The organism is Sphingobacterium sp. NGMCC 1.201703, assembly GCF_047784615.1.
Classification (GTDB): domain Bacteria; phylum Bacteroidota; class Bacteroidia; order Sphingobacteriales; family Sphingobacteriaceae; genus Sphingobacterium.
Genome location: NZ_JBLOHD010000002.1, coordinates 180,031 through 206,815, shown reverse-complemented (window position 1 = coordinate 206,815; position 26,785 = coordinate 180,031). Strand labels below are relative to the sequence as shown.

The following is a 26,785-nucleotide window of genomic DNA, read 5'->3' as shown; positions in this document are numbered from 1 at the left end:
AAATGAATTCAAACTCACTTCGTTCAGACAAGAATTCATCCTTAACGCCTTTGGACTTCATCAATTTGCAGTCGGAATATGATGCTGATGATCGTTCATTCTGCCAATTTTAATTGGTAACATGAAAAAAATCTTAAACAAAATCGGACAGGTGCTGCAGGTGGTTCTGCTGGCGCCTATTAAGCTGCCTGGTAGGACAGTGAATATCTTAAAGTACATTGCTGTGGGATTGGGTGTATTGGAGACAGTTCTGGAAAAAGAGAAGGATCCACCGGAGGAAGTAGCTGATGATGCTGATCAAGGGGTAGGGTCAGTGCAGGATTCCTCACCCGAACAGCAGGCTGATCCGCCAATGAAAGAGCTGAACGCTCCGGATCAAAACGTAAGGATCAATGGGGCTGGAACCGGAGAAAGGAGCGAAGTCAATGAAACTGAATGATATCCGTATCTCGGCCATTGGTGGTACCATCTGTTCCATCTGGGCAAGCCTTTCGCTGGGCGATGTGCTACAGACGGTGCTGATGGCTGCACTGGGTACAATCGCGAGCTTTGCGACTAGCCGACTGCTGGGGAAATATGTGCGGAAGAAGTAATCTGCATCAGTATTGTTACGGAAGTACGGACAACCGTACTTCCTTTTTTTAACAATACTAATCCAGTATATAACGTTCTTGAGATCGCTGACGATCTTCTCGTTATTTGATACAAAAAATAAGTAGGAAAGTGACCTTTATCGATTCAGTTTTAATTATTCTTTAAAGTATTTTGATATTTTTTTAAAGAACTATCTTTGATCAAATGATTAAAAGTTGGCTATAAAAACAGTGTTTTTAATTATTAGCCATTATTATCAGAACAAAGTCTTAGAAAATGACGAATTTTTATAAAGTAATCGGTATTATTGGACAAAATACCAACGAAACAATAATATTCAATAATACTAATGCCAAATCTTTAATAGAACAGATAAAAGTTTTAATGTCTATTTTTGGAATTACTCGAGAAAGTAAGCCAGAAACACCTATACTTTTAACGCAAGCTATCCTTGGGTGATGTGGTGCAGTTAATGAATTGCCGAAACGTTGTATTTGTAAAGTGACGATATTAAAAAATAGTATCTTTGCCGAAGCATGTAACTGCAACACATGTTAAGATACATGTAATCACATAAAACTCTTGATCGATGTACAATTTTAAAATCGCTACAACACTGCTGGCCTGTATCTCCTCATTTTTAGGAGGTAATGGGCAAGAGAGAAAGACTGGAGATCTCCAGACTTATGCCGATGCGCTCGTAAGGCCGGTGATGCATGGCAATCATATTTCGGGTTTAAGTATCGCCGTAAGCGTCAACGGAAAGCATACCTTTTTGAATTATGGCGTGGCTTCAAAAGCAAAGGGTACAGCAGTCTCTGAGCAGACCTTATTTGAGCTCGGATCGATCAGCAAAACTTTTACTGCTACATTGGCCTGCCTGGCTGAGGTCGAGGGTAAACTTGATTTTAGCAAACCGGTTAGCCAATATCTGCCCCAACTGAAGCATAGCGCTTTTGACAATATCAATCTCTATCATCTAGGCACGCACACCGCAGGTGGATTCGACTTACAATTACCTGATGCTGTCCAAAATGAGACGCAATTAATGGATTTCTACAGATCCTGGAAACCAGATTATGCAGTGGGAACCCAGCGGATCTATACCAATCCCAGTATCGGACTGCTGGGCGTAATTGCCGGCAAAGCATTTCAACAGACCTTCCCAGCGGCCATGACACAGCATGTGCTTAATAAGTTGCATCTGTCGAATACATTTTATGAGGTACCTGCGGCCAAAATGGAACAGTATGCGCAAGGTTACGATAAAACCGATCAGCCTGTACGTGTCAATCCCGCTATGCTCGCCAATGAAGCATATGGTGTAAAATCCTGTACGGCAGATATGATTAAATTTGTAGATGCAAATATGGGCGTAGGACCTGTGGATAAGACGGTGGCTGCGGCGATCCGCAAAAGTCATACGGGGTATTTCACTACCGCAAACATGACCCAAGATTTGATCTGGGAGCAGTATGACTATCCGGTAACGTTGGGACACTTGCAAAAGGGGAATGCATATGAGATGATTTATCAGCCAAATAAAGTGGAGGAAATTATACCGCATGCGGAAGAAAAAACTCAAGTATTGATCAATAAAACCGGTTCGACAAATGGTTTTGGTGGTTATGTCATGTACATACCTGCCAAAAAAATCGGTATCGTTATCTTGGCCAATAAAAATTATCCGAATGCTGTTCGCATCGATTTGGCTTATCAACTGCTTTCTTACTTAGAAAAGGAAGTAAAATAATTCGGCTTTACTCACCGACTAAGGGGCGAAGACTTAACTAAGCTGACCGAATTGCTCAATAAAGTGTTGGCAGAGACAAAAAAAAAGCATGTATACGGAAAAGGCAGCCACCTCTGGCTGCCTTTTCTCGCGCGTGTATTTTACCAATCATCCAGTTGTGATGAATCCGCCTAAGGGCTTAGTGAAACAATACATTCGTCCGATTGCGTATTGAATTATAAATTGATCAAAAGATATTAATGGCTCAGCTGTAATTTTCCGATAAAGGGGCGGCTATCGATCGTCGTAATAGCTTCTTTAATGGAATAGCATAGTTGGTAGTTTTCGCTCAGCATTTTTTTGCTGGATTCTATTTTGCTGTTTTCAACCTTATCGACAATCCAGGTCGGGTTTAACGGATCTGAATTAAATTTGGTGATTAATACTGTAAATCCTTCTTTCTGAGCATTGATTAAAGTGTCTTTTGTGATGTCTACTATTTTCATAGTGAGATAAGATACGAAAAAAATAGGAAATAGGCTTTGCTTTGTTTAGCTGATGGCCTTGTCAACATCCTTGCAATTGAACGAAAATGGATCTTCTTTATGGGTTCCGGGTCTAAAGTGTGAAGGTTCGGCGATCGATTTATCCATCGTGATTCAGATTGCGAATAAATTAAATGTAACAAAAGGCGGTCTTTGGTTGCATTATTCTACTGGTTTTATTAGAAATCCACCATAAATTGATTTTCCATTTTATTACAATCAGGATAAAAAGCTCAGCAGTAAGCTGGATATAATATCCATTCCGACAACATTGGTCCTGGATAAAAAGGGGAACATCCGTTTCCGAAAGGTGGGATTTGAGGGTGAAAAGCTACTGCAGAGCCTCGATGCCATGATCGAATACCTGAAAGAATTGGAGCACTAATACTGAGATCATTTTTATTTTTTATCTTCGGGAATTATGTTCAGTTCAAATACACTAACTCCATGTTAAAGTACCTTTTCATTTCAATGTTGACTATTTTATGCCTAAATACACATGCGCAACGTCGTATACGTCAATTGGGATTAACGCCCGGTGTGCTAGCACCCGGAAAGCAGAACAGCATTACAGATGTGAAAGGCGTGTTGGTGGGCCATAAAACAGTAATAAAGGGAGATAATGTAAGGACCGGTGTTACCGCGATATTGCCACATAGCGGCAATATCTATCAGGAAAAAGTACCTGCTGCCGTCTTTGTAGGAAACGGCTTTGGGAAATTGGCCGGCAGTACGCAAGTGACGGAATTGGGTAATATTGAAACACCGATCATATTAACGAATACATTAAATGTGAGTACAGCTGTCAGTGCTGTAATCAATTATACACTGCAGCAGAAGGGAAATGAAGAGATCCAATCTGTCAATGCCCTCGTGGGCGATGTAAATGATGGCTGGCTAAACGATATTCGCGGCAGGCATGTGCAGGAATCGGACGTCGCAGATGCCATCCGTCAGGCGGCTGATTCGGTGGTTGAAGGAAATGTTGGTGCTGGAACAGGAACTGTTTGTTTTGGCTTTAAAGGCGGAATCGGTACTTCATCGCGCAAATTGCCACAGAGTCTCGGCGGGTATACAGTTGGGGTATTGGTACAGACAAATTATGGCGGCGTTTTGCAGATGGACGGCGTCCCGGTAGGAAAAGAACTGAAGAAGTTTTCTTTTAGCAATCAATTGCTCAATAACGTGGACGGTTCGTGTATGATTGTGATCGCAACAGACGCTCCTTTGGATCATCGCAATCTAGAGCGAATGGCGTCCAGAACCATGATCGGACTGGGAAGAACAGGCGGAATTGCAGCACAGGGGAGTGGCGAATATGCCATTGCTTTCTCTACAAATCCAGGTCTGCGGATACAGCATCAACCCAAAAATCCTGTAGTCAATATACCCAGTTTACATAACGATTATACCTCCCAATTGTTTATGGCTGCTATTGAAGCTACGGAAGAAGCCGTACTAAATTCGCTTACTATGGCGAGTACCATGAAAGGATATCAGGGCCATGAAATTGAGGCACTGCCATTAGAGAAACTCCGAGAATTAGTAAAAAAATACAAGGCTATTCCTCCGAAGGATACCAGCTTTTCGCCCGCATCCAATTTTATTGCCGACATAGCTCCATGCAGTCCTTAAGAGATGCGGAGGGAGGAGATTATGTCGGCAACTGAATACTTTTATGCGTTTTCGTGAAATTTTCCCTTAATTCGGCTAGCTATCGAGGAAACAAACTGGTAGCTTATTTTGCTATTCGTATTGAATTATAGCCCCATAAATTTAAAAGGTTCAACTTTTTTTAGGTGTTCATTGCTCAATCCCGTATAGGTTTTGTTCTGCTCCACATCAAGTTTAAGAACCTGACCTTTTTCGCTCAGATCCAGATCTTTTAGATTGATCCAAAAGGTACCCGGTGTGGTTACTGTCTCAAAATAGTAAACCAAATCTTTATGATCTGCTACAGAACGCCAACGTGTCGTGGAGATATTGGGCTCTTCCTTGGAGGAAATTCCATAAGGAACAGAACAATTGCGAATTACACTAAACACACTTGCAACCGATTTCCTCACATCATCAGTCTGTGGAATTGCATCAATATAAAAGGAAGCGCGCACAAATCGGTCTGCGGCACGGTTGGTGCCAGGCAACATGATGGTGCCCGGAATCCCCCGCCAATAATTATTGAGCGCCAGCTGCTCTTCAAAGATAGGCGAGTTTGTCATCACGACATATTTCGGGTCATGGTGTATCACAAGCTTTCCGTTGATGTATTCAAATATGGCATTGTCGCCAGATTTATCGGATAATGATAAATGCAGTGTCGTAAACCGTTCTGTGCCCGGAATATAGTCGCTTACTAAGACGAATGGTTCGCCTTTGAGAGCATCTACGGCCTCTGCTACCGAAGCATAGTTGTCTAATATATATTGTGCCCAAGCGGCAATGGTCAATCCGGGCTTCTGTCCTTTTGGATCGAATTTAGGATATTGGGACTCGGCTAGCCAAAGGACATTGGCGACAAGGCCAGCCTCATTCAAACCATCGGTAGTGGCCATGTCCCAGGCACTGGCAATGACACTGCCATATTTTGAAGTCCATTTGACAGAAAGGGGACCCACTTCTCCATTTCGTTTCATCCCTTTTGGAAATACCCACAAATTAACGGGTATTTCATCCCGCCAGTCCATACTTCTGGCGGTAAGTACAGTGTGATTGGGGCCTTTATATACAACGCGTGTGCATGCATCGGTTTTGCGATAGACAAAACAAAAAACTAGCATTAAAACAATTAAGATTCTTTTCATTTCCTTAAATTTATAGGGTTAAAAATATATTACTGCGTTGGTCCATAGTTCTGTAGCTCACTTTGCCTACTGCTCCCGCCATGCCGAGCTCCTGGTAACCACCAATGGTTCATCTCAATATATAATTACTTGTGTAAATAGAGATATCAGTGCTACATTTAACTTATTTAAATCTATTTCTGTTAATTAGGATAATTACTATTGCATTAATAACTAATTTGCCCCTCTTTTTGTTTGTCGTATCAGTCAAATTTTAGGTGGCTTAATAGTAAATTAACACTGGGGCATAATAATTTTCTTATTATACTCATGGCTGCCATTCGCGATCTTTAGGTATCAATAAGGTTTTGGTTTGCTACCTTATTGATGCCTATTGCCTTTATGATAATACGAGATGTTTTTGTTAATCCCTTGCGCCGCATTATTTCTATCTGGTGATGCTATTGCGGGATATAATCAGCGATACTAAATTATACAACAGCAGTGCATTTAATGAAAAAAACGAAGTTTGAAAAGTATCGGACTGGTAGTCAATTTGTTAATTTAGCTTAAAGTTTGTTAAATCGAATCTTCCTATAAGCAAACATATCTAAATAATTCGTTATTTAGGTATAAATGGAAACATGATGATGTCCGATTTTAAAAAAAATATGCACTTGGCAAATCGCGCCGGATTTGGGATGAGCCTACAGCAGATTCCTATTTTTGAACAGCAGTCTACCGCAGTCCTCTGGAAGCAATATGCTCAGGAACATAAATTTCATCCGATCAGTTTCAATAGGGAGCAGACCGACGTCGACTATACAGCACTTTCAAAGTTGAATGCGGCAGACAAAAAGCGGGTGCAGCAGCTTAATCGAAAGCGTAATATTGAAATCAGCCTTAATTTCCTGAATGAAATGGTGCATAGCGAAGATCAGCTCCGGGAGAAGATGGCCTTTTTTTGGCACGGCCATTTTGCAAGCCGGGTTATCAACTCCAATTTTAGTGCCCATATCCTCAACGAAATCAGAAAAAATGCACTCGGAAATTTTCGTGATCTGCTGTTTGCCGTTTCCAAAGCTCCGGCTATGCTCAATTTCCTCAACAACCAGCAGAATAAAAAAGGCCATCCCAATGAAAACTTTGCCCGGGAAGTGATGGAGCTCTTTACGATGGGGCGTGGCAACTATACGGAATCGGATGTAAGGGAAGCTGCGCGTGCATTTACGGGTTGGTCGTATGATAGGGACGGCCAGTTTCTGGAGCGTAAAAAGTTTCATGACTCGGGCAGCAAAATATTTTTGGGGAAAACCGGGAATTTTGACGGCAATGCTGTCTTGGATATTATCCTGGGGCAGCCCGCTACTGCCCGTTTTATCACCGATAAACTCTACCGTTTTTTGGTCAACGAACAAGTGGATCAGAAAATTGTCGACACGCTGAGTAAAGATTTCTTCGATTCAGGATATGATATCAGGCAACTGCTCGACCGCATATTTACAGCAACCTGGTTTTACGACTCCAAACATGTAGGCAACAAAATAAAGTCACCGGTGGAACTCATGGTCGGTATCATGCGCGTGCTGCCCATGGAGATAGCGAATCCCGAAAACCTGATTGTTTATCAAAAGTTGCTGGGGCAGATGCTCTTGTATCCGCCGAATGTGGCGGGATGGCCATCTGGAAAAGCCTGGATCGACAGTTCTACTTTGTTACTCCGGATGCAAATACCACAGATATGGACCGGCCTGCGGCCGTTGGACCTTGATGCGCAGAATGACGATGACCTCGACATGGGGCTGAAGCAGTCGCGGGCACTTTCTAAGGTCTACAAAAATCCCAAAATATCCATTGACTGGGCTGGAGTCGAGGCTGCATTTGCAGATCGGGATCCCTTTGAACTCTTGCTGCAGCAGCAGCCTTCCTTTGGTAAGACACTGCGTGATAGCTACGCTGGCGGAAGCCGCCGTAGAACTATTATCGAAGTAATGAGTATCCCGGAATACCAACTCTGTTAATCGTAAATAGGACGCCATGATCATCAAAAGACGCCAATTTCTCAAAGCAGGTTCACTGGCAACAGCTTCGCTGCTGCTGCCCAATTTCTTGAAAGCTATGTCCTCGCCCGAAGCACTGGCAAGGGGACATAAGGTGTTGGTCATCTTGCAGCTTAGTGGCGGCAATGATGGGCTGAATACCATTGTTCCGATGCGCAATGATATCTATTTTCGGGAACGGCAGACGATTGCGGTCAATAATGCGCTAGCCCTCACGGATGAAGCGGGCATTAATCCGGCGTTACCTTTTTTCAAGACACTTTATGATCGTGGCGAACTTGCGGTACTCAACAATGTCGGTTATCCGGACCCCAATAAATCGCATTGCCGCAGCATGGATATATGGCATAGTGCGAGCCGAAGCGACGAATACCTAGAAAGCGGCTGGATAGGACGCTACCTCGATCAGGCCTGTTACGATTGCGGTCATCCGACACAGGCCCTGGAAGTGAATGATATGCTGAGCCTTGCTCTCAAGGGAAAAAAGAAAAAAGCGTTTGCGTTTAAAGACCCCAAAAAGCTTTATCAGACCAGCCGTGAAGAGTACTTTAATACACTCTTTCAGGAACATCAGCACCAGCATGAAGAGGAAACAGTAGCCTATCTGTATCAGACCCTGGGTGATACGATCAATAATGCCGACTATATTTTTGAACAGAGCAAAGCGAGTAAGACCGCGGCAGCGTACCCCGATTCGGTGCTTGGAAAGGATCTGAAGACGGTATCCTCCTTGATTAAATCAGATATCAATACACAGGTATATTATCTGCAGATCGGTAGTTTTGATACGCATATCAATCAGCAGCAACGGCAGCAGAACCTATTCCACATCATCAACGATGCCGTGGAAGCTTTTGTAGACGACCTCAAGAAAAATGGCCTTTTTCAGCATGTCATGCTGATGACCTTTTCGGAGTTTGGTCGCAGGGTGGCCCAGAATGCCAGCAATGGCACTGACCATGGTACGGCAAACCAACTTTTCTTTCTGTCCGGAGGCTTGAAAAAACAGGGGCTGCTCAATGCCTTGCCCGACCTTACCCAGCTCAATGAGGGGGATCTCCAGTATACGGAAGATTTTCGAAAAGTATATGCAACAGTGCTGAAAAACTGGCTACATGCGGATTCCGCCAAAATATTGGGATGGAAAAATGGGATTTATGATTTTATTTAAAAACACCTGCTTATGGATAGGTATTTATACGCTTTTTTTTCCGATAAGCAGTTTTTTACCTGAATTGCGTGATGGGCTTTGATTTACAGGATTTATTAGAGATATTAGTTCTATAAACTTAAAATTTGAGTCCATTACACAACCTTTCGGAAGAAACATTGATTCTTTTGCTTAAGAAAAAGAACCAGCAGGCCTTTAGCTATCTCTACGATAACTATGCGGACGCCTTGTATGGCGTAGTTTGCCGGATTGTAACTTCTATTGAGCACGCAGAGGAAGTTATTCAGGATGTTTTTGTTAAGATCTGGAAACATATTGATCATTTCGAGGCAGAAAAGGGAAGGTTATATACATGGATGATCAATATTGCGCGTAACGCCGCACTGGACTACCGGAAATCAAAGGCAGCAAAGAATGAATTGAAAAACCAATCCCTTTCCAATATCGTAAATAGAGAAGAGGAACAAGATCAAAGCCAAAACGAACGATTTGCGCGTACTGACTTTATTGGATTTAATAATATTTTAGATAATTTGAAGCCTGAATGCCGCATTTTGATTGAAATGGCCTACTATGAAGGATACACCCAACTGGAAATCGCGCAACAGCTCGATATTCCTTTGGGGACCATAAAAACACGGACTAAAGCTGCGTTTTTACATTTAAAAAAATTGTTAAAAGAATATCGTTGATTTTGGATATCGAAGCTTACATATCATCTGGGATTATTGAATCGTATGTATTAGGACTCGCTTCCGAAGAGGAAGTAAGTATCCTGAACTGCATTCGTAAACATAATTCCGCAGTGGATGAAGCAGTAATCGAAGCTGAAAAAATGCTCGTGAACTTGGCTGAGATCCAGGCGGTGGCACCGCCTATTCCTCTGAAGGAAAAAATCTGGGCTAGGCTTGAAGATGAAAACCTCGTTGCGAAAAATAATTCAGCACATCTTGCTCCAACGGTGATTACTTCATCGAATGAATATGATAAGTCACGAACAAATTCCAGCACTGAAGAGCAGACGGCTCAGATCGTATCGGTAAGATCTTATGGGTGGGCAATCGCAGCAAGTGTTTTGTTTGTGCTCAGTGCTGGTGCGAATTTAATCTTTTATCAGCAGCAAAAACACGATAGACAGATGCTTGCTCAAACCAATACGCAACTAGATTCGAAGCAAACTACGTTAGCTGTATTGCAGGACAAATGGGCACTCATTCAGAATCCGGCAATCAAAACGATTTCTTTAAAAGGTATTGAGACCAAACCAGATTTGCACGCACTAGTTTACTGGGACCAGCAGTCTAAAGCAGTATACTTGAGTCTTGAACATATGCCCGTTCCTCCCAAGGGTAAACAGTATCAGCTCTGGGCCATGGTAGACGGACAGCCGGTCAGTGCTGGTGTATTTCCGGTGGCTGCCAGCAATCAGATGGTCAGTAAAATGCTTGATGTTGCCAAAGCACAGGCCTTCGCCATTACGTTGGAGGATGAAGGTGGAAAACCTAGCCCTACGCTAACTGAGCTCTGCGTAATGGGAAATATCTAGCACCTTATTCTCTTAAATTTTTTACTGTCGTTCAGGATTTAATAGCACGAAAAAGCCCCAATTTGTAAACCAAACCGGGGCCGTTTTCACAGGTAAATTAAAACTTTTGTTAAGCTTTGATAAATAAACCTGCAATATTAAGTACAGCTTCTGCGGTTAATGGCTCATCAAAAGATTGTGTGGCTGCACTCGTTGAGATTTTCCCCATGGAGCCAGAAAGCGAAGTAATGTCAACGCCTGCTTGCTTTACATTATCCTCACCTGCATAAATAGGATCTACGACGGCACCGATACCCGTATCATTGGCTCCCGTAATCCAAGGCTTTTGATTTGCAGCACCGCCGCCGCGTGCGCGGCGCATCTGCCGGATATGGGAGGCATGCCTTGCTTCGACAGAGTGGATCTGCAATGCTGCGGTAAGAACAACGCGGTTGCCAAGCAAGATGCCTGCCTGTCCTTTATACGCTCTCACCCCGGTATCTTCAAATGCCTGAGCAACCGCTAAAAATGTATCATAATCGCTAAAGACATTTCCAAATGTGCCGCCAGCGGTAAAATCAAATGTCGGCTTTGAAACAGCCTTACTGCCCAATACCTGTTTCAGAAAATTCACGTGAGCTACCTCATGATCCCGTATGGTGGTAATGGCTCCGAGCGGTTTGCCTGAGGGAATGAGTCCAGATTTGGCAACTCCCATGGTATAATATTCTGCTTCTAAATATTCGAGGGTCAATGCATAATTTAGTACACCATTTACGTCCGTTGGAGCTGTGGCACCATAAGCTTTTTTGAAAAGTTCACTAACGAAAAAGGGTAGCGCTGCCAGGGTTACTTTTTTACTCATGGAAGCTAGATTTTTGATTGCTTCGCGACGTGGGCTGATGCGATCGCTGAACTCAGGATCTACAGCATTTATTTGTTCAAAAACGTTTAAAAGATTCATGATAATTGAGTTTTGGGTGATTAATAAGTGGGTAGATCCGATACGTCGATTTTCGATTTGATAAACGGTGCCGCAGCGCTCAGTACGACACTGGGGCTTTTGGCAACATCAAGACCATTGGAATCGACAACTTCCATATTGGCAAAACTGCCGTTGTCTATCATGTCACGTACCCAAGCAGCATGCCGCGCTTCGACCGAAACGATCTTACCTGCCAATAACAGGTAATTGGGATCTTTAATAAGCCATCCGGCACCGTTATACGCTGAAACGCCCAGGTCTTCAAATGTTTTGGCCGTTGCCAGGACATTTTCCCGGCTACTGAAATTAATACCCGAAAGATTTAAATCAAGGCTGGAGATTGCTTTGGCACCCAGTGCAACTTTAAAAAATTCGCGATGGGCAATCTCATGATCACGGATATCCGTAAAGAATGCCTTTTCCATATCGGTCATGCCAGCGTAGGGGTTATTGACCAATTGAATATAAAAGGCGGCTTCAAGCTGTTCGAGCGCATACGCATAATTGAGAATCGCAATATCGCCGCTGCCAAAATAAAGACCTTTACCGCCGTTATCCATGCCGTCGTCGTGGTCTTTTTTACAACTGGACATACCGAGAATGGCTAATGATGCAGCGCTTGCGCCTGCAAATTTTAGGAAATCCCTTCTGCGAAGATCCCTTTTTTCAATTTCACCATTGGAATCCAATAGCGAATCATGGTGGGGCTTTGTTGTCTTTTCCATAACAAAAGTCTTTAAGTTTTATAATTTTTCTGTACTTATAACCATTTACGACTTTTTGAATAGCTTGGATTTTATAATTTTATTTTTTTTTAATTTTTTTTTGATGTAGGTTTTAGCTAGTGTAAATAAAGATCGTTTCACACGTAAGTGGATAGCTCATTTCGTTACTGTTCGTGGGATAGCAGCGCACAAAAAAACTGATGCAGCTTGCATCAGTTTTTGCTAAGAGCCTTTTAAGCTATACCATTTACTTCTTGGCTAGCAAGGGCAAATATTTTTCATAACCCTTGGCTTTCATTTCTTCTTTAGGCACGAATTGGAGAGAGGCACTATTGATGCAATAGCGTAGCCCCCCTTTGTCGGCAGGGCCGTCATCAAAGACATGTCCTAGGTGAGCGTCGCCAGTTTTGCTACGTACTTCCGTGCGGCGCATGCCGTGAGAATTATCAGCTAATTCTTCGACTAAGTCTGGATTGATCGGTTTGGAAAAGCTGGGCCATCCACAGCCTGATTCAAACTTGTCGGTCGAGACAAATAGCGGTTCACCGGTAGTAATATCTACATAAATGCCATCTCTGAACTCATCATTGTATGCGTTATCAAAGGCACGCTCGGTTGCCTGATTTTGGGTTACATCATATTGTAGTGCTGTAAGTTCTTTTTTAAGTGTGCTCTTGTCCTTTCTTTTGTAGGTTGGTGACACAACTGTATCTTTGGCGGGCGCAGGATTGGCTTTGCGAGCCATCTCGAATAATTCCGGATCAATATGGCAGTAGCCACCTGGGTTTTTGTCGAGATATTTTTGATGGTATGCCTCAGCGTCGTAGTAATTTTGTAAGGGTTCCAGTTCAACAACTATTTTTGCCGGATATTTTCTGGCCAGTTCGGCGAGGCTTTCCTTGATAACCGGAATGGCTGAATCATTTGTATAGTAAATACCGGTACGATACTGTGTTCCGATATCGTTTCCTTGCTTATTGAGCGAGGTCGGGTCGATAGTCTTTAGGAATAAATCTATGAGCAGCTTTAAGTCAACGACTTGTGGATCGTAAGTGACTTTGACAGTCTCCGCAAAGCCCGTTTTTCCTGTGGAAACCTGCTCATAGCTTGGGTTTTTTAGATTGCCATTGGCATAACCAACTTCGGTAGCGGTCACCCCGCGGACCTGCTTAAGAAAATGCTCCGTACCCCAAAAACATCCTCCTGCAAAATAAATAACCTGATCTTCATCGCCGGTAGGGTTCATAGCTTGTTTTTTAATTATTTTGGAATCATTAGTTTTCTGCGAAAAACCAAATTTGCTGAGCATAAATAAGCCTAATCCTAGTAATAATAATAAAAATACCTGTTTCATAGCGTTTCTCTATTCTTGTTTTTTAATATACGATGTAAAGATCCAGATCGGTTTTAATCAATTTAAAAATTGAGATTCTTTGCTTCGTTATTGGTAAGATATATCTAATTATGAAATTCCATAAAGATCGATAGAGAGTTTTAGGATGCAGGCACTTTTTTTACCTGCACCAGACAATGCGATACAGTTACCGATAGAAATCTATTGTTAAGTTGCTAAAAGTTGACGGATAGGTGCTTCCCATTTTTAAACTTAAATGGATGTTTATTGTTTCCTATTCGAGATAATGCCCTTGGCGGATAAGCAGTGCCCTGTATTTATTGAATACGCTAGATTTGGACACAAAGCCCAGATATTTTTGCTCAGGTCCAAGCACCGGGAGGATCCAAGTGTCTTCTTTGTTCATTTTTGACATCACAGATTCCATACTTTCATGAATAAGGACGATGTCATTGGGTTTTTGAGCCAATTTTTCAAATGCTGTATCCAACCCATCCAATTCGCCAAGTAGAATCGAGAATAGATATTCGCTGTTGACCAGCCCTATGAATTTGCCATCATGGCTCACAATAGGAAATATATTTCGTTTGCTATGAATAATATCGTGCTGCCTAGATTTAGGGGTTTCATCCGGACGTAAAATCACAAAGTTGGTTTCCAGAACGTATTTGATGCGCATCATGCTCAATACGGAACGGTCTTTATCTTCATAAGATATAAGGTCTCCCGATTCTGCGAGCACTTTGGTATAGATCGAATGTTTGAGCACTGTTCTATTGATGAGGTAAGATATCGAACAGACAAGCATCAAAGGAACCATCAATGTATAGCCTCCGGTCACCTCTGCAATAAGGAACATACCGGCTAAAATCCAAAAGCCATGGTGATGCCGCCAGGAATAGGCCCGAAAAGATATCAAAAACCAGATGCACGTCCATCGGCACAACACGAAATAGAGCAAGTTCGTATTGTGTAATAGCACTGTATACCAAGGTTAATATGCCGAGTAGCACAAATACTGCTCCTTCGGGACTACTGCTGCTGAGATCAAACAGCTGTGGGCAGAGAATCAGAAAGAGCGCTGTTAGATAATCTAGTATGCCATGCATCTTGGTGCTGAGAACTCTCATAGGCTATTATTTTAGTTTATCCTTTATTTTTTCTTTTTGGAACAAAACTGATAGGCCACCAATCCAATCATTACAGCGGCCACAATAGACTTGCCGATCAAGGATTTTTTATTATGCTTCCATTCGGCCCTTAAGCCCAGTTCGTTGACTAAATTCGGAAGGTGCCCCTTTTTAATATCGCAAAGGATGCCTTCTATCATATTGACCCGGTCGGCGAGCACCAGGGGTAGCCAGCGCCCGTAGCTGGATTCGCTATACTGAAAGGCAATTCGCCTGAGGACTCCACTGAGGCCAATAGGCGGATTGCTGGTGCCATAGACTGCTGTCAGATTGGGCCTTTCCACAGACTTGAGGATCTCTACAGTCTCCTCCTGTAGCGGCGGACGCTGCCAGGAATAGCCCTGATGTTCGGCATTGTTGCGTTTTTTAAGGGGATAGGTCGGATCATTCTTGGGATCAAAATCGATGCCCCAACCCTTAATATGGCTGTAGCGCCCTTGTCTGTCGTTGATAAAATCTTCGGGTGTAGTTTGATCTGTCATCATCATATAAATTTTAGGATTTAAGCGAAGGGTGGAATAAGCACAGTTTTGATACAATTGTCCAGCTTGGAAGAGAAAATATGATAAGCGTCAGCAACTTCTTCCAATGGAACCCGGTGTGTGATCAATTCCTTGGGATTGATGATCCCATCTTGTACATGTTGGATCAGTTTGGGCAGAAGTCGCTTTACCGAGGCTTGGTTAGCCCGTATGCTGATTCCTTTGTTGAGTACATTGCCAATGGGCACCAGACTGTCGATAGGGCCGTATACCCCAACAATGGATACGATACCGCCTTTTTTGACGCTATTAATGGCCCAGTGCAAGGCCGTGGTGGATCCGCCCTGTAACATAAGATAGCGGCCCAACAGCGTATTCATTGTATTGCCGGCAGCTTCACAGCCGACGGCATCGATGCACACATCGGCTCCCAGTGAATCGGTAATTGTCTTTACAAAAACTACGGGATCGCCAATGGAACGGAAATTAACGGCTTCGCATTGCGCGTATCGTTCGGCAAATTCAAGCCTGTAGTCAACCTGGTCGATGATAATAACGCGTCCTGCACCAAAAAGCCAGGAGCACTTGGCGGCCATAATACCGATTGGGCCAGCGCCAAAAACAACCACGGTATCGCCGGGTTGGATACCGGCCATTTCGGCCGCCTGATAACCCGTTGGTACCACATCTGTCAACAGGACAGCGTCGTCCGGGTCCATCCAATCGGGAATAACCACGGGGCCGACATCCGCATAGGGGACACGGACATATTCGGCCTGCCCGCCAGCATAGCCGCCCGCTGTATGGGAATAGCCAAAGATACCGCCGACAGCTGTAGCCTCCGGATTGGACTCATGGCAGTTGCCGTATAGTTCCTGCCGGCAAAAGGCACATTTGCCGCAGGCAATATTAAAAGGCACCATCACCCGGTCGCCAACCTGTAGACTTTCTATTCCGGCGCCGACCTCAACCACTTCACCTATAAATTCGTGTCCAAAAGTAGAGCCTACCCGGGTGTCGGGTACCAGCCCATGGTAGAGATGCAAGTCTGATCCGCAGATACAGGAACGCAAGACCCGGACAATGGCATCCTGTGGATGGAGGATCTCTGGCAATGGGGCATTTTTATCGGCGCGTACGCGATAGGGCCCCCGGTAGTTCATTGCAAGCATAATTCCTAAAGTTTTAAACTATCAAAAAGCTAGCGCCCGTTCAAGGACACTTAACTAGGGAAGGCATGTGCCGCAGCATTGGTTTGCCTATTTTGCGGATAGCGGACTTATACGGTAAATTGCGTATTTAGGACAGCAGCAGGAAGTGAATGAAACTTCGTATATATAACAGCCCTGTAGTAAAGGCGGTGTTGGATATATGCAATGTTAAAGAAAAATGGCGGGCAGGTAAGCCACATGAGGTTTACCTGCCCGCCAGTGCTATCCCATGGATCGCTTAATCCAGATAGAAGAAAAGCCGGCTGAAGATTTGATTCGGCACTTTGGGCGCAATAAAATAGGGGTGCACCTTGCCCTTATCGTTCAATTTTGGGAAAAAGAAGCCAACGGCGGGCAATTTACTTTTTGCTTCATCGCCTTCAAAAGCCCATTCATCGGTATTGGCCTTGGTGAAATGTACTGTGGCACTCCGCAGGTCGACCTCTTTGTCAAAGCCCTTGAGTGGCATATAATCGACATAGACCCATTTTCCGGGAAGCACACGTTTTGCAATATACTCCTTACGGACATTGCCCGTAGTTGCATCGACCTGCTGTAACGAAATATCAACCGGAAAATCAATGCTTTTATCATAAATGTAAAAGCCCAGCTTATTGACATTGGGGTCAGCAGCGGGGGGAACCACCTGCTGTACCTTGCCGTCAAAATAGAGGTAATTGAAATTTACCCTGATGGTATTCTCGGGCAATTCAGCACTGTATACCACTTTCTTAGTCACGGTATCGGTCAGCGTAACCAGTCGTTTTTTGGGTACCCTGTAGCTGTAGGCCGTTGTAAAATGGATATTGCTCTTGGGCTGGATCATAAAAGCGCCCTCTTTATGATCAAATACGGTGGTATCGATCGCCACGACCAAAGGATGCTCAGCACCATTGTAGCCATTGATCAGGATATGCATCGCGCGCTCTACTTCAACCGTATCCTTGTTGCAAGCACTGAAAAAGAAAGGAATGCCGATCAGCAGCAGCGCCATGCATGGGAAAAATGTCTTTGTCAACAAATTTTTCATCTGTATAAATTATAATTCTAAAACCTTATTAAACTGTATCATATTATTGACCGGAGCTTCGTTGATGATCAACAACTTGGAACTGGCCTTTACGGGTGAGGGCGTCGGAGCAACCGAGGTCAGCGGGTTGAATTCATAGGGCGTACCTGCGTTATAGGGGATGTCGGTCCCGGCTTTGTAAATATGTGCCCGAAACAAGACCGGCGTTTTCTGCCCATTATATTCCTGTACGCCTAAGGGGAAGGGAGCAAAAGAAATGGGCTGAGAGAACTCGTTGGGCTTTAGGTTTTTGATCCGGACGACCTCTTCAAACACTTTGGGGATAAAATAGTATTTCTTGAATACAATATCCACCGGTTCGCGGTAATTTAAAATATTGGACTGGAACATATAGATCAATTGCACCTTGCCCTCCACGGGTGCCGGGATCACCGGGAAATCGCCTACCTTTCCGTTCATATAGATCAGGTTGAGGTTGGTCTCGGCTTCCGTATCGTTGGCTCTGATTTCCCGCTCCAGCAGAATTTTATCGCTGGCTTTGGATTTCATGGTGAATTTTAAGCTTTGCTTCTTCGGATCATTGAAATTATAGGTGGCGCCAAAAGCGATTTTGCTAAACGCTGACGTCACTGTAGGAGGAAAGGTGTCCAGTTGCAGCGTAAGTTCCTCATTGCTGTTATTGTACCCACTTAAATTGAACAGATGTATATTGGAATGGTACAAAAGCTCGTCTCCGCCTTTGTTGCAGGACAGGAGGCCGAAGAGCAGAAAAAAGCTGATTGCCGTAGCTGTTAAAATGTTTTTTATGTTCATAACGCTTGATTTAAAATGTATATCCAATGGACAGGCTAAAGGAACTGCCTACTTTGCGGTTAAAGGTTTCTTTGTCGCCTATGCGCATCTTTTTGGTTCCGTCTGCTGAGGTCTCGTAGTAACCTTCCTCATATTTTTGGGAAAACCCGAATTTCCACTCGTAGATCTCGTCCCACTCCTGGGTAGGCCACTCGGAGTTGGACAGGCCTTTCCAGCGGTCCTGTATCTTGTAGGTTTCGGGCCTGTTGACATAAAAACGGAAGGGGCTATTCAGCAGATTGCTGAGGTTGAGCTTAAGGTCCAGGTTTTTGTTTTTCAGTAATTTGTAGCTCAGCTGTGCATCGAGCTGATTGCGGGGGCGCTCGTATTCGATCAGGTCTTCACTCATGGCGGTCATAAAGGTTTTGTACCCCATATGGTTGAAGGCGACGTTGGCACCTAGGCGGTCTCCGGCATATTGTAAGGCGGCATTATAGACGACGGGGATCTGTCCATAGAGCGGGCGCTTGCTTTTGAGGAACTGTTTTTCGCGGTACTCAAAGGTATTCCCATATTTATCGGTGTCGATGCCCTTGGCCCTGAATTCGGCCGATTGCACCTCGGAGCTCTGCAGGGTGACGTTGCCGCTGAAATTAAAATCCTCGAGCAGGGAGCCCGGAAGTATAAACCCGAGGTTTTTGCGGATATCAAACTCCAGTCCTTTTATTTTGGCCCATTCGGAGTTGTTGGTGGTGACATAGATGCGGTGGGAGGAGTCCATCATCTGCCGGTACAATTCGATGGGGTTCTGGAAATATTTATAGAAAAATCCAATGGAGATCACTTCCGCAATGGAAGGATACCATTCCAGGCGCATGTCATAATGGTCTATGACGGTAGACAGCACGCCTTCATTGCGGCGGTAAGCGCCACCCAGTGCCGGATCCTGACGTACCATCCTGGAGTTTTCGATCAATGCGGGGCGGACTACCGACTGCGAATAGGCCATGCGGATATTGAAATCCTCTACGGGGATCAAGGTCAGGCTGGCCGAGGGCAGGTAGCGCCAGGTTTTCTCTTCGGTCTCGGGGTCTGCTGTCATGCCCACCAGCTTGCCGGTTTTGGGATCTACAAAGCGCTGCTTGCGCATGGCAATGGTGCGGGCATCCATCTGCAGGTCATTATCGCCATTTTGCAGGCTTTTATACTTGAAGTATTCGGCACGCAGTCCCCAGACCAGCCGGATCCAGGAGTTGAACCGATTGTCTAACATCCCATAGACGGCCTGGTTGATATTCTTCCCTTCGTAGGCGCTGATGGAGAAGGCGGCGGGATAATAGAACATCCCATGTAAGGGATCCTTAAAATCAAGGTACTTCGACCAGGTGTTAACGGGCGAATAGGTATTTGCACCGACCGAAACAATCGGCAGGGAGACCCATTCGAATAATCCATGCCGGTCCATAAACTGATAGCCGGCTTTCAGGGTCTGCTTTTGCCCGAGCCAGTTGATCTGGTAGCTCAATGCCCCCTCGGCAATTTGGTTGGTCTCGGTATAATGGTATTCGGAGCGTGTAAAGGTCCCATCACCGGCATTGGCATAATGTGAAGGCACAACATTGTACAGGGTATCATTGAGGGTGCCTCGGGGTTCGAGCCAGGCTTCGGTGGCATCTTTCTCGCGGTTGTTCAGCCGGTTGCGGGCAATATTCCATTCCAGCTTAAAGTTGCCCAAGCGATGTTCGCCATCCAGCTTGTTCTGAAGCATATCGATAAATTTGGGGCGGTCATACTCGCGGATAGCGGGTCTGGAGCCATGGCCAATATCGTTTCCCCAGCCCTCGATGACAGAGAACTGATTGTTGAACATGCGGGAATAAAAGTTGCGCGCGGTTATTTTATGGTTTTTGCTGTTCCAGCCCAGGTTGACCAATCCGCTTAGACTCGAATTGAAGTTATACTGCCTAGCGCTTGTCGGATTGATTTCTTTTCCGGTACTGATATCGAAGCTGGCTCCGTCTGTTTTTTGCCAGTTGCCCCGTTCAAAATTGGAGATCTGATCAATAGACTGTTCATTGCGGTAGCTGAGCGAACCTACAAATCCAAAGATACCCTTTGCGCTATTGTAGCTCCGCCCCAGGCTGAACTGATAGTTTTGCCCGGGTAGCGCGGTATATTTTCGTGTTCCCAGACGTTCCAATCCGCCGATGCGTTTGTTCTGTGCCCCGATCATTTCGGGGGTAAAAGGCGTGACTCCCTCGGGTACCGGTTTGTACGGATTGGCAGGATCGTAGTTGATGCCGTTGAAGACGGTCAGATCCCGGGGAAAATTACCCCGCGTGCCGTCGTCAAAGGCCAGGTAGTCCCAGCTGCCACGGCCATAGCCCAGGAAATCTTTTCCCGTAGAGCCATTGATATATTTGCTGCCCAGCGAAAAGGAGGTGAAGTTTTTCAATGGAATGGCCAGGGTGTTGATCTGGACCAGTCCACCGCCAAAGCCAAAACTCAGGTCTGGCGATGCGGTCTTGTGGATCACGACATTGTCGATCAGGTTGCTCGGCACAATATCAAATTCGAAGTCCCGGACCTGCACATCGGTGCTGGGGAGGGTGGCGCCATCCATCATGGCCAGGTTATAGCGTTCGGCAATACCGCGGATCACAACCCGGCGGTTGTCATTGGTGCTGACGCCGGAGATGCGCTTTAAGGTTTCACCAACGTTTTTGTCGGGTAACACGGCAATCTGCTCGCGGCTGATCCCGTTGGAGATCGTCGTTGCATTTTTTTGTTTGGTATAGAGTGAAGCAATACTTTCCTGCTTGTAACTTCCCGTGACGACCACCTGTTCCAGGCTTTTTACAGCATCTTTTAACACGATGCTGAGGTTGGTCTGCTTGCCGGCATGGACAAGGATATCGGTGATCCTTTTTGTCTGATGGGAAATGTAACGAACTTCCATGGTATAGATGCCGGCAGGGATGTTGAGCGTATAACTACCGTCGGCCTTACTTTTCAAAGATAGTCCTGTCTGGAGCACGGTGATGCTGGCATCTGCGAGCGCTTCGCTGTTTTCGTTGGTGATCCTTCCACTGATCGTGCCCTGCTGTTGGGCGCCGATGTTGCTTGTGGCACTGGCGGCTGAAAGGGGGCTGCTGCTTGTCTTTTTTGCCGAAACAAGCACGGATTGATCCCGCAGTTCGAAGCTCAGCGGCTGGTTTTTGAAAATTTCTGCCAGTACAGTGTTAATATCGGTGTTTTTAGTTTCTATGCTGACCGGTCTGGACATTTTGAGCAGGCTGCCTTCGACTAAAAATCCATAGCCTGTCTGCGTACTTATTTTTTTGAATACTTTGGCCAGGGAGCTGTTCTTCTCGGAGAGGCTGATGTTTTGTCCTACTGCCCCCAAGCTGATCTGTAGCATGCCAAAAGCGGTCATGAAGGTGCTTAGCTTCATTTTCAATAGTATGTTTGTATTTTTTTTATACATTTGTTAAGCTGAAATATGTGTTAAATCGGATCGAGAAATTCATTTTGCCTATTCCGGCTATCGGCCAGTAGTGTTACGACCACTATTGGCTTTTTTTGGAATCAGACATTGGGTTGTGTATTATCTTTTTTCTACAATAAGCCTCCTTCCTTGCATTTCTACCTGAATGCTTTTAAACGTTTTTAATAGATTCAATACTTTTTCAAAAGGCCAGGAGCGTGGTATCCTTCCCGTGAAGGTTTCCTGGGTTGCGCTGCCCTGATAGTGGATGTCCACATTGTACCAACGGCCCAGTTCGTCGATCACGCTGCCGATATCGGCATCCGTAAAGTCAAAATAGCCTTCTTTCCAGGCAATGACCTCCGCCGGGTCCACCTGTTTGACGGATAGGGAGCGGCCGGTCACAATACCTTGCTCACCGGGCCTGAGGACAATGCGCTGATGGGCATTGCTCAGGGCGACGGAACCGCTCAGGAGGGTGGTTTTGGCCACGGATTTGGCTTTGTAGGTATTGACGTTAAAATGGGTGCCCAGCACTTCGATCGTTTGGTTTTCGGACTTCACCCGGAAAGGCATGGCGGCATTGTGTGCTACCTCAAAGTACACCTCGCCGCTGATCGTCACTTCCCGTGAATCACCGCGGAAGGCAGAGGGGTAGGTGATCGAAGATTGTGCATTCAGCCAGACCTGGGTGCCGTCCGCTAATGTCAGCTGGTACCTGCCGCCGCGGGGGGTGGATAGGGTATTGACATGTACCTTGCTGACTTTAGTGTCGGCGGTATAGACCAGGTTGCCCGGTTCGAGTTTGTTGATATGAATATTTCCTTCGCTGCTGAGCTCGCCGTTTTTGGACTCATCCAGCAGGATCTTTTGTCCATTGCCGAGTGTCAGGATGGCTTGGTCCGTTGCGGGCTGGATAGCGCTGCTTTGTGCCGCTGGGCTCAGGGATTGCTTGTCTGGCTGCTTCTTGAAGAGGTAAAATGAGGCAGCACAGAGCAGGATCAGCGACGCCGCTACTTGCCACTGCCTATTGCGCGGGTGTAGGAAAGCGTGCTTTTTGGGCATTTCTGCCGCTGGGTTGATCTCTGGGCCCAGCTGATCGAAGATCTTTTCCTGCAATTGTTTTTTTCGGACGGCACGTTCCTCCGGGCTTAAACTGTCGGTGATATCCGGATTGCTTTCAAACGAAGCGTACCAGTCATCGAGCGTCTGGAGTTCCTCTTCCGTGATCGTTCCGGCTTCGTATTTCGCAAGTATATCGCGTATGTATTGGTTTTGATCGTCCATTTCCTTTGCTTTATACTAACTAGTACCCTAAGTATTCAAAAGCGGGAACGGGAATTTCAAAAAAAAATGAATTCGCTTAATTTTTGTGCATATAGAACAGCAGCAGCAGATAGAAAATATCCATTTGCTTTTCTTTGATCTCGGTGCGCATGATATGCATGGATTTGGTAATGTGCTTGCGCACCATGGCCACAGAAATATTCAGTTGGTCGGCGATATCCTGATTGGAACGTTTTTCGAAACGGCTCAATAGAAAGACCTCTTTGCAGGTGGCGGGCATTTTTTCGGTGATCTTAAAAATCTCGGCATGGATCTGTTTGGACTCGAGGATATTGTCGGGCTGGACCGGAGCGCTATGCCCGATGTAGGCTACAGTCTCGATGTATTTATCTTGGACCTTTTGTGCCCGATAGGTCTTAAAGACCTGAAATTTAATCGCTGTTTTTAAGTAGGCCTCCAGGGAATGGCTGAGCTGAATTTCCTTTCGCCGCAAATAAAAATCGACAAAAACATCCTGCACGATTTCCTCTGCTAGGGCAAGGGAGAGTGTCCTTTTGCCTGCCAGATTGATTAAGGGTTCCCAATAACGGTTATAGAGTTCGGAAAAAGCAGCTTTATTGTCTTTCAATTGGACCAAATCGAACAGTTCCTGATCTGTAAGTGCTGTAAATTCACAATTAGCCATGATAATTAAGCAAAACCAAATATAGATAGGCAATTATACCTCTGCGTTTTACGAATATTAATAAATTATTAATCTTCATTTGGTCTATTGGCTGCCGGGAGGGGGCTGTAATTTTTTTTATACTTTATTTTTGACTATTGTTGTTTGATGGTCAAAAGTTTTTATATTTGTTATACGGAATAACAGAAGTTAACAAGGGGCTCATGGGGATGATCAGCCCGTGTTATGAATTTGGTTATGGACCATAAAATTAATGTGCAACAATGAAATATTACTTATTGACCTTTTCGGTTTCGGCCCAGGTGCTGGCCAAACGTGCCGATCTCATCAGCTATCTTAGTCGTCATATCGCTGACCTGAAATATATTTCCGCTGACTTGCAGGACAGGTTATGTACAATAACGGTACGGACCTTAAAACGCGACGAAGCCGCTATCCTGAACCTGATCGCCATCCGGGGATTTAAGGCTGCGTTTTTATCGGCGGTGGAGAGTACGTAGACGCGTATCACTGTCGAGAGCTTATCGCTGTCGAACGTGTATAACAGTGGAACGCATAATAACTGTCGAATGTGTATAACCGTCGATGGCAGTTTGATTATGATCTTGCTGATCATAATTGACAATATGCTGCACTGCCTGTTTTTGAACCGGATGATACAGTTCGGTTGCTATAGGGATAGCGTATCATGCGCAATGATTAAAAATATGGGTTTCTAAAAATTGACCCGCAAGGTTAATGATGTCGCGTTCCCCGCTGGTGGTAAGGAATATTTCTGTTGAAATCAGCCGCATGATTACCACTGCTCGATAATAAGGCGGAATCCACATATTGCAGGGCAACAATATTGGGCGCATCTGCCTGGGACAAGTCAGGAAGCGGGCGATAACCCGGGGGGCGCGCTTGTTTGTTGCGGCGCTGCTGACCGGCTGTCTTTGCTGTTGTAGCCTGTTTTTTCCAATGTTTGAGTACCATCAGGGCGGTACCGGCGATTGCTGCAATAACTAATGTAATTTTCGTATTCATACCTGATCTTTTCTTAAGGGAACAAGTTTAGCGCGTGGATAGTTTAGTGAAAAATTTAAAAGTCTGTTGGCCAGTATTAGCCTCCCAATAAAATTCCTGAGCCCGATCCTGGGTAGTCAGGAGATATAACCTGATGTCGAAGTTCTCAAAGGCGATAATCTAGAAGAGTTAAGAAAAGACCGAGAAATAATAGCACTGGTGTTGTTCGGTAAATAGCGGAGTTAGGAAAAATCGGAGACAATCCGATTGGCAAATTGAATAAAAAGTGCCGGAGCTCTTATCATTGCTCGTAATCATTGCTAAGGATATTGCATAAAGTCTGAACAATTTCGTAAATTCTCGCTTTCTAAATACGACAAGATGAAGTACGAAAAAGTATATCCGAATGAAAGTATCAAGCAGCTTGTCTGCTTTTTCTGGAATTTTGAGGCCGATTTTGGAGCGACATCTTCGTACTTACATTCATCTGTAGCATCAATTTATCCGAAATTAGCCTTTCAATATATTCCTGGAATGAAAATTTCCAACAATCATGAAATAAGCAATTTGTTCAATAGTGGTTTTCAGTCGCAAACGGATACCTTTTGCCAACTGTCTGCCGAACAAAAAGTAGGGATCTTTGGAATTTATTTTCAGCCTTACGCAATACCATTTCTCTTTGGACTTCCGACATCTGAAATGACGAATCAGCATATTGAAATAACTGCATTATTGGGCAAGGATGGTGTTTTCTTGGAAGAAAAGATTCTGAACTGTGTCAATACGCAAGAAAGGGTCGCTGTGATGACGGAATTTCTAGAACAAAGGATAAATAAATTTTCACCAAGGCTCGATGATACCATTGCTGCAATACAGCATATTGTTTTTCATAAAGGTAGCATGAAAATGACAGCAGTTCTCCAGCAACAATTTCTATCTCAGCGGCAGTTTGAACGTAACTTTAAGTTATTGACAGGCTTTTCCCCTAAAAATTTTTCAAGAATTGTCCGTTTTGAGAAAAGTATCGAGACCGCCATGAATAAAGATCTGTCATTGACCGAAGTGGCCTTGCAGGCAGGTTATTTCGACCAATCACATATGATCAGAGAATTTCGGGCTTTTACGGGTAAAAAGCCTGTAGCCTATTTTTCTGAGGACCTGTCCTTGTTCTTAAAAGAATAAATGTCGAATTTATACAATTTTAGTTTTTAAGCTGATGGTATTTTTGGGTATGAAAAGAATCGGATCTTTTTTTACTAATTATCATTTTAATCAATAGTTGTATGAAATCACATCCTGAAAAAACGATCGTCACGAATGGAATTTCCATTTACACAGAGTCTTTTGGACAAGCGGAAAATCCTGCGATTTTATTAATAGCTGGGGCAACGGTGTCGCTATTATACTGGGATAAGGAGTTTTGTGAAAGATTAGCCCAAAAGGGATTTTTTGTCATCCGCTACGACAACAGAGATGTCGGTAAATCAACGACCGGAAAACCGGGTTCCATCGCCTACAGTATAGAGGATCTTACTGATGATGCCATTCATATTTTAGATGGCTATCATATCAGACGAGCAACTATGATGGGAATCTCATTAGGTGGTTTGATCGGCCAGATTATAGCGATCAAGTACCCTGAACGGGTTGGTTCACTCGTTTTAATGTCTACTGGACCATGGGGGACACCTGATCCCGATGTTCCTGAAATGGATAAGCAGATTATTGATTTTCAGCTCAAAGCAACGGCTGTCAATTGGGACGATGAAGAAGCTACAGTAAAATATATGCTGGAAAGTTCGCAGCTGATGGCTGGCCAAAAACCAGTAAATTATGCGAAAGATGAAAAAAGAATCCGGGCGGATTTTCATCGATCCATAAACTACAGGAGCATGTTTAACCATGCCCTGCTGCAAGGCGGGGAGGCCTATTATGATCGCTTAAATGAGATCAAATCACCAACATTGATCATCCATGGTTCTGATGATAAAATATGGCATTTTGGACATACGGACAAACTGTTAGCGGAGATTAAAAATTCGGAACTTTTGAAGTTAGATGGTACCGGGCATGAACTGCATGAGAATGACTGGGATATGATCATCAACAGACTAAACGAATTCATAGAGTAGTCTAAGGAAATTA

Annotated in this window: 26 protein-coding genes and 1 pseudogene; 11 read left to right on the top strand and 16 right to left on the bottom strand. The window is 44.5% G+C overall.

Annotation, left to right across the window (positions count from 1 at the left end):
- Positions 1-121: 121 nt before the first annotated feature.
- The 3 genes from ACK8HY_RS06190 to ampC all read left to right on the top strand — a co-directional run bounded on the left by ACK8HY_RS06190 (position 122) and on the right by ampC (position 2,347).
- Entirely contained in the window at positions 122-439 is a 318-nt protein-coding gene (locus ACK8HY_RS06190; RefSeq protein WP_416133100.1) for a hypothetical protein, read from the top strand.
- Positions 426-593, top strand: a complete 168-nt coding sequence (locus ACK8HY_RS06185) for a hypothetical protein (protein WP_416133099.1) — start codon at positions 426-428, stop codon at positions 591-593. The genes ACK8HY_RS06190 and ACK8HY_RS06185 overlap by 14 nt, the downstream gene beginning before the upstream one ends.
- A 590-nt stretch (positions 594-1,183) precedes the next feature.
- Positions 1,184-2,347, top strand: coding sequence for a class C beta-lactamase (gene ampC / locus ACK8HY_RS06180; protein WP_416133098.1), 1,164 nt, complete (start codon positions 1,184-1,186; stop codon positions 2,345-2,347).
- A 236-nt stretch (positions 2,348-2,583) separates the two neighbouring features.
- Here ampC and ACK8HY_RS06175 read toward each other — a convergent pair whose 3' ends face one another.
- Entirely contained in the window at positions 2,584-2,832 is a 249-nt protein-coding gene (locus ACK8HY_RS06175) for a hypothetical protein (protein ID WP_416133097.1), read from the bottom strand.
- A gap of 510 nt (positions 2,833-3,342) precedes the next feature.
- On the opposite strand from ACK8HY_RS06175, the gene ACK8HY_RS06170 reads away from it, so the two are divergent.
- Positions 3,343-4,506 carry a P1 family peptidase gene (locus ACK8HY_RS06170; RefSeq protein WP_416133096.1) on the top strand — a complete coding sequence of 388 codons (1,164 nt, stop codon included), beginning with the start codon at positions 3,343-3,345 and terminating at the stop codon, positions 4,504-4,506.
- 125 nt (positions 4,507-4,631) lie between these two features.
- Here the strand turns inward: ACK8HY_RS06170 and ACK8HY_RS06165 are convergent, their stop codons facing one another.
- Positions 4,632-5,672 carry a linear amide C-N hydrolase gene (locus tag ACK8HY_RS06165; protein WP_416133095.1) on the bottom strand — a complete coding sequence of 347 codons (1,041 nt, stop codon included), beginning with the start codon at positions 5,670-5,672 and terminating at the stop codon, positions 4,632-4,634.
- A gap of 650 nt (positions 5,673-6,322) precedes the next feature.
- On the opposite strand from ACK8HY_RS06165, the gene ACK8HY_RS06160 reads away from it, so the two are divergent.
- The 4 genes from ACK8HY_RS06160 (at position 6,323) to ACK8HY_RS06145 (ending at position 10,428) form a co-directional block, all read left to right on the top strand.
- The gene (locus ACK8HY_RS06160) at positions 6,323-7,672 is read left to right on the top strand and encodes a DUF1800 domain-containing protein (RefSeq protein WP_416133094.1); all 1,350 of its coding nucleotides are present in this window, start codon (positions 6,323-6,325) and stop codon (positions 7,670-7,672) included.
- A 16-nt stretch (positions 7,673-7,688) separates the two neighbouring features.
- Positions 7,689-8,882, top strand: coding sequence for a DUF1501 domain-containing protein (locus tag ACK8HY_RS06155; protein WP_416133093.1), 1,194 nt, complete (start codon positions 7,689-7,691; stop codon positions 8,880-8,882).
- 125 nt (positions 8,883-9,007) lie between these two features.
- On the top strand, positions 9,008-9,574 hold the full coding sequence (locus ACK8HY_RS06150; RefSeq protein WP_416133092.1) for an RNA polymerase sigma factor: 567 nt from the start codon (positions 9,008-9,010) through the stop codon (positions 9,572-9,574).
- 2 nt (positions 9,575-9,576) lie between these two features.
- The gene (locus ACK8HY_RS06145; protein ID WP_416133091.1) at positions 9,577-10,428 is read left to right on the top strand and encodes an anti-sigma factor domain-containing protein; all 852 of its coding nucleotides are present in this window, start codon (positions 9,577-9,579) and stop codon (positions 10,426-10,428) included.
- Between the two features lie 109 nt (positions 10,429-10,537).
- Here the strand turns inward: ACK8HY_RS06145 and ACK8HY_RS06140 are convergent, their stop codons facing one another.
- The 13 genes and pseudogenes from ACK8HY_RS06140 to ACK8HY_RS06080 form a co-directional block, all read right to left on the bottom strand.
- Positions 10,538-11,371 (bottom strand): ferritin-like domain-containing protein, encoded by an 834-nt coding sequence (locus ACK8HY_RS06140; protein ID WP_416133090.1) that lies wholly within the window; start codon positions 11,369-11,371, stop codon positions 10,538-10,540.
- A gap of 20 nt (positions 11,372-11,391) precedes the next feature.
- Complete coding sequence (locus ACK8HY_RS06135) at positions 11,392-12,117, bottom strand: ferritin-like domain-containing protein (protein ID WP_416133089.1); 726 nt, start codon at positions 12,115-12,117, stop codon at positions 11,392-11,394.
- A 247-nt stretch (positions 12,118-12,364) separates the two neighbouring features.
- A complete protein-coding gene (gene msrB, locus ACK8HY_RS06130) occupies positions 12,365-12,862 on the bottom strand; it encodes a peptide-methionine (R)-S-oxide reductase MsrB (RefSeq protein ID WP_398456133.1) in 498 nt (165 codons plus the stop codon).
- 33 nt (positions 12,863-12,895) lie between these two features.
- A pseudogene (gene msrA / locus ACK8HY_RS06125) lies at positions 12,896-13,363 on the bottom strand (peptide-methionine (S)-S-oxide reductase MsrA); the annotation flags it as partial.
- 382 nt (positions 13,364-13,745) lie between these two features.
- A complete protein-coding gene (locus tag ACK8HY_RS06120; protein WP_416133088.1) occupies positions 13,746-14,330 on the bottom strand; it encodes a hypothetical protein in 585 nt (194 codons plus the stop codon).
- Positions 14,245-14,601: a hypothetical protein gene (locus ACK8HY_RS06115; protein WP_416133087.1), complete on the bottom strand. Its 357-nt coding sequence runs from the start codon at positions 14,599-14,601 to the stop codon at positions 14,245-14,247. Before ACK8HY_RS06115 ends, ACK8HY_RS06120 begins: the two co-directional genes overlap by 86 nt.
- 23 nt (positions 14,602-14,624) lie before the next feature.
- Complete coding sequence (locus tag ACK8HY_RS06110) at positions 14,625-15,149, bottom strand: hypothetical protein (RefSeq protein WP_416133086.1); 525 nt, start codon at positions 15,147-15,149, stop codon at positions 14,625-14,627.
- A 14-nt stretch (positions 15,150-15,163) separates the two neighbouring features.
- A complete protein-coding gene (locus ACK8HY_RS06105) occupies positions 15,164-16,315 on the bottom strand; it encodes a zinc-dependent alcohol dehydrogenase (RefSeq protein ID WP_077432896.1) in 1,152 nt (383 codons plus the stop codon).
- Between the two features lie 277 nt (positions 16,316-16,592).
- Positions 16,593-17,384 (bottom strand): hypothetical protein, encoded by a 792-nt coding sequence (locus tag ACK8HY_RS06100; RefSeq protein WP_416133085.1) that lies wholly within the window; start codon positions 17,382-17,384, stop codon positions 16,593-16,595.
- Positions 17,385-17,393: 9 nt separating this feature from the next.
- On the bottom strand, positions 17,394-18,197 hold the full coding sequence (locus ACK8HY_RS06095) for a hypothetical protein (protein WP_416133084.1): 804 nt from the start codon (positions 18,195-18,197) through the stop codon (positions 17,394-17,396).
- Positions 18,198-18,207: 10 nt separating this feature from the next.
- Entirely contained in the window at positions 18,208-21,630 is a 3,423-nt protein-coding gene (locus tag ACK8HY_RS06090; RefSeq protein WP_416133083.1) for a carboxypeptidase regulatory-like domain-containing protein, read from the bottom strand.
- A gap of 153 nt (positions 21,631-21,783) precedes the next feature.
- Entirely contained in the window at positions 21,784-22,950 is a 1,167-nt protein-coding gene (locus tag ACK8HY_RS06085) for a FecR family protein (protein WP_416133082.1), read from the bottom strand.
- Positions 22,951-23,026: 76 nt separating this feature from the next.
- Entirely contained in the window at positions 23,027-23,635 is a 609-nt protein-coding gene (locus ACK8HY_RS06080; RefSeq protein WP_416133081.1) for an RNA polymerase sigma factor, read from the bottom strand.
- Positions 23,636-23,898: 263 nt separating this feature from the next.
- Between ACK8HY_RS06080 and ACK8HY_RS06075 the strand changes: the two genes are divergently transcribed.
- Positions 23,899-24,135 (top strand): hypothetical protein, encoded by a 237-nt coding sequence (locus ACK8HY_RS06075; protein ID WP_077432901.1) that lies wholly within the window; start codon positions 23,899-23,901, stop codon positions 24,133-24,135.
- Between the two features lie 235 nt (positions 24,136-24,370).
- On the opposite strand, the gene ACK8HY_RS06070 is transcribed toward ACK8HY_RS06075, so the two are convergent.
- A complete protein-coding gene (locus ACK8HY_RS06070; RefSeq protein ID WP_416133080.1) occupies positions 24,371-24,661 on the bottom strand; it encodes a hypothetical protein in 291 nt (96 codons plus the stop codon).
- Between the two features lie 360 nt (positions 24,662-25,021).
- Between ACK8HY_RS06070 and ACK8HY_RS06065 the strand changes: the two genes are divergently transcribed.
- Together ACK8HY_RS06065 and estT are read left to right on the top strand one after the other, a co-directional pair.
- Complete coding sequence (locus ACK8HY_RS06065) at positions 25,022-25,822, top strand: helix-turn-helix domain-containing protein (RefSeq protein WP_416133079.1); 801 nt, start codon at positions 25,022-25,024, stop codon at positions 25,820-25,822.
- Between the two features lie 101 nt (positions 25,823-25,923).
- The gene (estT, locus tag ACK8HY_RS06060; protein ID WP_416133078.1) at positions 25,924-26,772 is read left to right on the top strand and encodes a macrolide hydrolase EstT; all 849 of its coding nucleotides are present in this window, start codon (positions 25,924-25,926) and stop codon (positions 26,770-26,772) included.
- Positions 26,773-26,785 lie beyond the last annotated feature (13 nt).

Coding starts and splice junctions, on each gene's coding strand:
- ACK8HY_RS06190 (WP_416133100.1), top strand. CDS start 122: ATGAAAAAAATCTTAAACAAAATCGGACAGGTGCTGCAGGTGGTTCTG.
- ACK8HY_RS06185 (WP_416133099.1), top strand. CDS start 426: ATGAAACTGAATGATATCCGTATCTCGGCCATTGGTGGTACCATCTGT.
- ampC (WP_416133098.1), top strand. CDS start 1,184: ATGTACAATTTTAAAATCGCTACAACACTGCTGGCCTGTATCTCCTCA.
- ACK8HY_RS06175 (WP_416133097.1), bottom strand. CDS start 2,832: ATGAAAATAGTAGACATCACAAAAGACACTTTAATCAATGCTCAGAAA.
- ACK8HY_RS06170 (WP_416133096.1), top strand. CDS start 3,343: ATGTTGACTATTTTATGCCTAAATACACATGCGCAACGTCGTATACGT.
- ACK8HY_RS06165 (WP_416133095.1), bottom strand. CDS start 5,672: ATGAAAAGAATCTTAATTGTTTTAATGCTAGTTTTTTGTTTTGTCTAT.
- ACK8HY_RS06160 (WP_416133094.1), top strand. CDS start 6,323: ATGCACTTGGCAAATCGCGCCGGATTTGGGATGAGCCTACAGCAGATT.
- ACK8HY_RS06155 (WP_416133093.1), top strand. CDS start 7,689: ATGATCATCAAAAGACGCCAATTTCTCAAAGCAGGTTCACTGGCAACA.
- ACK8HY_RS06140 (WP_416133090.1), bottom strand. CDS start 11,371: ATGAATCTTTTAAACGTTTTTGAACAAATAAATGCTGTAGATCCTGAG.
- ACK8HY_RS06135 (WP_416133089.1), bottom strand. CDS start 12,117: ATGGAAAAGACAACAAAGCCCCACCATGATTCGCTATTGGATTCCAAT.
- msrB (WP_398456133.1), bottom strand. CDS start 12,862: ATGGCTCGCAAAGCCAATCCTGCGCCCGCCAAAGATACAGTTGTGTCA.
- ACK8HY_RS06120 (WP_416133088.1), bottom strand. CDS start 14,330: ATGTTCCTTATTGCAGAGGTGACCGGAGGCTATACATTGATGGTTCCT.
- ACK8HY_RS06115 (WP_416133087.1), bottom strand. CDS start 14,601: ATGAGAGTTCTCAGCACCAAGATGCATGGCATACTAGATTATCTAACA.
- ACK8HY_RS06110 (WP_416133086.1), bottom strand. CDS start 15,149: ATGATGATGACAGATCAAACTACACCCGAAGATTTTATCAACGACAGA.
- ACK8HY_RS06105 (WP_077432896.1), bottom strand. CDS start 16,315: ATGCTTGCAATGAACTACCGGGGGCCCTATCGCGTACGCGCCGATAAA.
- ACK8HY_RS06100 (WP_416133085.1), bottom strand. CDS start 17,384: ATGAAAAATTTGTTGACAAAGACATTTTTCCCATGCATGGCGCTGCTG.
- ACK8HY_RS06095 (WP_416133084.1), bottom strand. CDS start 18,197: ATGAACATAAAAAACATTTTAACAGCTACGGCAATCAGCTTTTTTCTG.
- ACK8HY_RS06090 (WP_416133083.1), bottom strand. CDS start 21,630: ATGAAGCTAAGCACCTTCATGACCGCTTTTGGCATGCTACAGATCAGC.
- ACK8HY_RS06085 (WP_416133082.1), bottom strand. CDS start 22,950: ATGGACGATCAAAACCAATACATACGCGATATACTTGCGAAATACGAA.
- ACK8HY_RS06080 (WP_416133081.1), bottom strand. CDS start 23,635: ATGGCTAATTGTGAATTTACAGCACTTACAGATCAGGAACTGTTCGAT.
- ACK8HY_RS06075 (WP_077432901.1), top strand. CDS start 23,899: ATGAAATATTACTTATTGACCTTTTCGGTTTCGGCCCAGGTGCTGGCC.
- ACK8HY_RS06070 (WP_416133080.1), bottom strand. CDS start 24,661: ATGAATACGAAAATTACATTAGTTATTGCAGCAATCGCCGGTACCGCC.
- ACK8HY_RS06065 (WP_416133079.1), top strand. CDS start 25,022: ATGAAGTACGAAAAAGTATATCCGAATGAAAGTATCAAGCAGCTTGTC.
- estT (WP_416133078.1), top strand. CDS start 25,924: ATGAAATCACATCCTGAAAAAACGATCGTCACGAATGGAATTTCCATT.